The sequence below is a fragment of the Paenarthrobacter sp. NPDC058040 genome, assembly GCF_042885775.1.
Taxonomy (GTDB): Bacteria; Actinomycetota; Actinomycetes; order Actinomycetales; family Micrococcaceae; genus Arthrobacter.
The window spans coordinates 637,136-643,181 of sequence record NZ_JBHVRN010000001.1 but is presented as its reverse complement, the minus strand read 5'-3'; the positions used below and the strand labels follow the sequence as shown (position 1 = coordinate 643,181).

The window sequence follows — 6,046 nt, the reverse complement described above, 5'->3', positions numbered from 1 at the left end:
TGCGGCAGGAAGCCAGTCGCAGGAAACAAAGAAACACCAGAAACATGTCTCCCCGCAAAAGCTGCGTGAAGGTCCTGTTGCCTCAGGACCCAACAGTGCACCAAACACAACCACCACACCCCGCACCCCGGACACGTTCCCAACAACCACACCCCAAAGGACTCGGTTGCCGTACTGGCACCAGGACACAACCATGACGGCCATGCCAAAAAAAGATTTGATTTGTTGATATTCCACCCATGAGCACCCACCGCAGAACATCCGCCTGCGCAATGGGCAACACTGACAACCACACCATGACCGCATGCACGGACACCGGCAGTTGTTAGCAGCTCCTTAGAAAGGAGGTGATCCAGCCGCACCTTCCGGTACGGCTACCTTGTTACGACTTAGTCCCAATCGCCGGTCCCACCTTCGACGGCTCCCCCCACAAGGGTTAGGCCACCGGCTTCGGGTGTTACCAACTTTCGTGACTTGACGGGCGGTGTGTACAAGGCCCGGGAACGTATTCACCGCAGCGTTGCTGATCTGCGATTACTAGCGACTCCGACTTCATGGGGTCGAGTTGCAGACCCCAATCCGAACTGAGACCGGCTTTTTGGGATTAGCTCCACCTCACAGTATCGCAACCCTTTGTACCGGCCATTGTAGCATGCGTGAAGCCCAAGACATAAGGGGCATGATGATTTGACGTCGTCCCCACCTTCCTCCGAGTTGACCCCGGCAGTCTCCTATGAGTCCCCGGCCGAACCGCTGGCAACATAGAACGAGGGTTGCGCTCGTTGCGGGACTTAACCCAACATCTCACGACACGAGCTGACGACAACCATGCACCACCTGTAAACCGACCGCAAGCGGGGCACCTGTTTCCAGGTCTTTCCGGTTCATGTCAAGCCTTGGTAAGGTTCTTCGCGTTGCATCGAATTAATCCGCATGCTCCGCCGCTTGTGCGGGCCCCCGTCAATTCCTTTGAGTTTTAGCCTTGCGGCCGTACTCCCCAGGCGGGGCACTTAATGCGTTAGCTACGGCGCGGAAAACGTGGAATGTCCCCCACACCTAGTGCCCAACGTTTACGGCATGGACTACCAGGGTATCTAATCCTGTTCGCTCCCCATGCTTTCGCTCCTCAGCGTCAGTTACAGCCCAGAGACCTGCCTTCGCCATCGGTGTTCCTCCTGATATCTGCGCATTTCACCGCTACACCAGGAATTCCAGTCTCCCCTACTGCACTCTAGTCTGCCCGTACCCACTGCAGAACCGGAGTTGAGCCCCGGTCTTTCACAGCAGACGCGACAAACCGCCTACGAGCTCTTTACGCCCAATAATTCCGGATAACGCTTGCGCCCTACGTATTACCGCGGCTGCTGGCACGTAGTTAGCCGGCGCTTCTTCTGCAAGTACCGTCACCCCCAAAGAGGGCTTCTTCCCTACTGAAAGAGGTTTACAACCCGAAGGCCGTCATCCCTCACGCGGCGTCGCTGCATCAGGCTTGCGCCCATTGTGCAATATTCCCCACTGCTGCCTCCCGTAGGAGTCTGGGCCGTGTCTCAGTCCCAGTGTGGCCGGTCACCCTCTCAGGCCGGCTACCCGTCGTCGCCTTGGTAGGCCATTACCCCACCAACAAGCTGATAGGCCGCGAGTCCATCCAAAACCACAAAAGCTTTCCACCCCCCACCATGCGATGAGGAGTCATATCCGGTATTAGACCCAGTTTCCCAGGCTTATCCCAGAGTCAAGGGCAGGTTACTCACGTGTTACTCACCCGTTCGCCACTAATCCCCGGTGCAAGCACCAGATCATCGTTCGACTTGCATGTGTTAAGCACGCCGCCAGCGTTCATCCTGAGCCAGGATCAAACTCTCCGTTCAAAAACAAAAAACGAAACACAACCACCCCCACCGGAAATCACGGCAAAAACGGCTGCAAATCTGAAACCAGCTGAAAACCAAACCACCACACACGGGGGTGCGCGATAATTCGGCAATAAATTTCAACCAATTGGTAAAACAATCGGTATCAACAAACTTGGCACACTATTGAGTTCTCAAACAACAGACACTACCGGCACCACCACCAACCCAACAGGGCCAACGGATCGCTCCGGAGCAACTTTTCAAACTTACCCGAACCAGCCGCACAAAGCAAACCAGCCCGAACCCCCACCAACACCCAGCAGCACACCAAAGCACCACCGGAAACCGGCCATTTGAAAGGGAGATTGTCACCATTCATTCCGCATCAGCGGCGGCAACTCGAATAACTTTACACAGCCCCAACCCGACACACAAATCCACACCCCATGAACCCCATCACACCCTAAAGGCATCCACGCGAGAGAGCATCCGCCCCGAAAGAGCACTTACGTGAGAGAGCGTCCGAAGAAGAGGCCGGGTTAAACGCCAAAGGGCCGGCAACCAACGGTTACCGGCCCTTGGGTATGGGGTCTAGGCGGAAATCTCTACCGTCGCCAGATTCTTCTTACCGCGGCGCAGCAGCAGGTACCGGCCGTGGAGGAGCTGGTCCTGGCCAATCACGGCGTCGGGATCGGACACCTTGGTGTTATTCACGTACGCCCCACCTTCACCGACGGTGCGACGGGCGGCCGATTTGCTGTCCGAAAGCCCTGAGGCAACGAGCAGATCGATGATTCCCAAGCCATCAGCGCCGATCTTCGCCGACGGAAGCTCGGCGGTCGCAGCCGCGAGGGTCGGTTCATCGAGCACAGAGAGGTCGCCGTTGCCGAAGACAGCTGCCGAGGCCGCGATGACCTTTTCCGTTGCTTCGACACCGTGGACCAAGGAGGTGACTTCGAAGGCGAGCTTCTTCTGGCCCTCGCGGGCGAACGGCCGTTCGGCCACAGCCGCGCCCAACTCCTCGATCTCGGCGCGCGTCAGGAACGTGAAGACCTTGAGGCGATCCACGACATCGGCGTCGGCCGTGTTCAGCCAGAACTGGTAGAAGGTGTACGGGCTGCACATCTCGGGGTCGAGCCAGATGGCGTTGCCCTCGCTCTTGCCGAACTTGGTGCCGTCCGAGTTGGTGATGAGCGGCGTACCCAAAGCGTGGACGCTCTTGCCTTCCACTTTGCGGATGAGTTCGGTGCCGCTGGTCAGGTTGCCCCACTGGTCCGAACCACCGGTCTGCAGCGCACATCCGTAATCCCGGAAGAGCTGGAGGTAGTCCATGCCCTGTAGGATCTGGTAGCTGAACTCGGTGTAGCTGATGCCCTCGTCGGAGTTGAGCCGCGAGGCCACGGCATCCTTGCGGAGCATGGTGCCCACCCGGAAGTGTTTGCCGATTTCGCGCAGGAAGTCGATGGCGCTCAGCGGCGCGGTCCAGTCCAGGTTGTTGACCATGCGGGCGGGGTTGTCGCCTTCGAAGCTCAGGAAGCGCCGCACCTGGCCCTGGAGGTAGCCAACCCACTCAGCAACGGTGTCCTTGGTGTTCAAGGTGCGTTCCGCCGTCGGACGCGGGTCGCCAATCAGGCCTGTGGATCCGCCCACGAGCCCCAGGGGCTTGTGGCCGGCAAGCTGCAGGCGGCGCATGACCAGCAACTGAACGAGGTTGCCGAGGTGCAGGGAGGGCGCCGTGGGATCGAAGCCACAGTAATACGTGATCGGGTCCCCCGCGAGCAGCTTTTCCAGTTCGGTTTCGTCGGTGGAAACGTGAACCAGGCCGCGCCATTTGAGCTCCTGCCATACGTTGGCAAAGGCGGGATCGTTGTGTTGGGACTCGAGGCTATTTACGTGTGACACGAGTTCTAAGTTAGCAGGATTGCCCACGCGGATATTCCTACCGTTCAATGCCGGCCGGAAGGGGCGCAGCGGTGATAAGGCGGAGGCGCTGGGTGGGCCTGGTCATGGCGACGTAAAGATCGCCAACCTTGCCGTGCTCATGGTTGAGCATGGCCGCCGGTTCCAGCACCACAACGCCGTCGAATTCGAGGCCCTTGGCCTCCTTTGGACTGATGACAACGATGTCCTGCTCATAGCTGCCTGCACCTGTGCCGATGCGTCGCCCGTAGATTTCCCGGAGGGCCGCCATGGCTTGTGGAAGCAGCGGACCGTCGGCAATAACGGCGAGCAGGCCGCCGTCGATCGCGTCGATTTCCTCGGGGAGGACATCCACGAGTCGCGAAACAATTCCGTCAGCATCCACGCGGTCCACGATCGGCGACCATTTACCCTCACGGACGGCCTTCGGCGCCGAGACGACCAGTCCGGCACGATTGGCCATGCGCACGGCGGCTTCGGCGATCTGGGACGGCGTACGGTAGTTCACCGTCAGCTCTTCCAGCGTCCAGCGGTCTCCGAACGACGGCGCCAGTGCGCTTTGCCACGAATTGGCACCAGCCGCGGCACTCGTCTGGGCGATGTCGCCGACGATCGTGAACGACTTCAGTGGGCAGCGGCGCACCAGGAGCCGCCACTGCATGGGCGAGAGTTCCTGGGCCTCGTCAACCACGATGTGGCCGAAGGCCCACGATCGATCGCTGGTGGCGCGTTCGGCCGCGGTCAGGCGGCTTTCCCGTTCCTGGTTCTGCTCGGCCAATTCCTCAGCGGTCATGAGGACATCCACGCCCATGGCTTCCATGTTGGCCAGGGTCTGCTTGGCGTTGGCCAGATCGCGGGCGCGGTCGGCTTCCTGCTGCGCCAGTCCCCTGCCTGCTGCCGGATCCAGTTCGCCGAGCAATTCGGCGGCCTCGTCCAGGAGCGGAACGTCCGCTTCGGTCCACGGCGCATCCGCTGGCCGCTGCAGCAAAGCACGCTGCTCGGGGGTGAGGTGCGGGGTGCAGGCCTCGAGGATCTGCGGTTTGCTGAAGAGCTCGGAAATGAGTTTCTCCGGCGTCATGGGCATCCAGCACAGGTTCAGCATGATGCGGACGTCGCGGGCAGTCCGGACATCTTCCGCGAGGTAGGCGCGGTCGGCGTTGTTGCCGATGTTCGCTTCCTCCACCTGATCCGTCAACTGCTCGGTGAGTTCGCGGAGCAGGATCTTGATGAAGGTCAGCCGGGCTTCGTTGTGCGGCTTGCCCGTGGCACGCGCCTTATCGCGGGCGCGACGGACTTGCCGCTCAGTCAGGGTGAGCTTCCGCGAATCCACTTCCAGGACACGGTCCTTGCCCGGCGTCCGCTGCCGGTTCGCGACGGCGTTCGCTACCACGGCCGCCATGTCCAGCTTGCCCTTGAGCGCAGCGATGTCCGGGTTCTCCTCCGGGACAGCGTGGATGCCCGGCATGAGGCGGCCCAGGCTCGCCATGACCACTCCGGTTTCACCGAGGGAGGGAAGAACGCGCTCGATGTAGTGCATGAACGACGACGACGGGCCCACCAGAAGGACGCCTGCGCTCTTGAGGCGGTCGCGGTGGGTGTAGAGCAGATAGGCCGCGCGGTGCAGCGCAACTGCTGTCTTGCCTGTTCCGGGGCCGCCCTGGACCACCAGTGCGCCGGAGATCGAGGAACGGATGATCCGGTCCTGCTCGGACTGGATGGTGCCAACGATGTCCGACATGCGGCCGGTGCGCTTGGAGTTCAGTGCAGCGAGCAGGGCACCCTCGCCCTGCAGGGAATCGTCGTCCGCCAACATGTCCGCGTCAAGGACATCGTCCTCGATCGCCTTGACGTCGCGGCCCTGCAGGATCAGGTGACGACGGCGGCGCACGCCTTGGCGGTCGAACGCCGTGGCTTGGTAGAAGTGGCCGGCTTCGGGAGCACGCCAGTCCACCATGAGCCGCTGCAGGTCAGCGGTGGACAGCCCGATGCGGCCAATGTACTGCGCCTCGCCGGAGTCCAGGTCGAGGCGGCCAAAAACCAGTCGATCGTCGACGGCGTCGAGCTGGGCCAGGCGGTCCTCGTACAGTGCGGCGAACGCGTCACGTTCCGAAACGTTCTGCATGGTTCCCACGGCACCGGCCTTGCGCACCTGCGCCAGTTGGGTGCGCTTCTCTTCGCGCAGCTCATCGAGCCGGGCGTACAACCCGGCAACGTATTCCTGCTCGTGAACCAAATCAGCGTCGTGCATCGAAACCGTAACCCCTATCGCAAAA

The 6,046-nt window shown here is 61.0% G+C and carries 2 protein-coding genes and 1 rRNA gene; all 3 read right to left on the bottom strand.

Translation table 11 applies throughout. From position 1 onward, the window contains the following. Nucleotides 1-340: 340 nt before the first annotated feature. Nucleotides 341-1,868: ribosomal RNA gene (locus tag ACFVSJ_RS02835) — 16S ribosomal RNA — on the bottom strand. A 576-nt stretch (nucleotides 1,869-2,444) separates the two neighbouring features. Further along, nucleotides 2,445-3,755, bottom strand: coding sequence for a tyrosine--tRNA ligase (gene tyrS, locus ACFVSJ_RS02830; protein ID WP_387434132.1), 1,311 nt, complete (start codon nucleotides 3,753-3,755; stop codon nucleotides 2,445-2,447). A gap of 37 nt (nucleotides 3,756-3,792) precedes the next feature. Further along, nucleotides 3,793-6,021, bottom strand: a complete 2,229-nt coding sequence (locus tag ACFVSJ_RS02825) for an AAA family ATPase (RefSeq protein WP_387434130.1) — start codon at nucleotides 6,019-6,021, stop codon at nucleotides 3,793-3,795. Nucleotides 6,022-6,046 lie beyond the last annotated feature (25 nt).

Bases quoted from the DNA above. Each gene is read 5' to 3' on its own strand.
- ACFVSJ_RS02825 (WP_387434130.1), bottom strand. From the start codon at position 6,021: ATGCACGACGCTGATTTGGTTCACGAGCAGGAATACGTTGCCGGGTTG.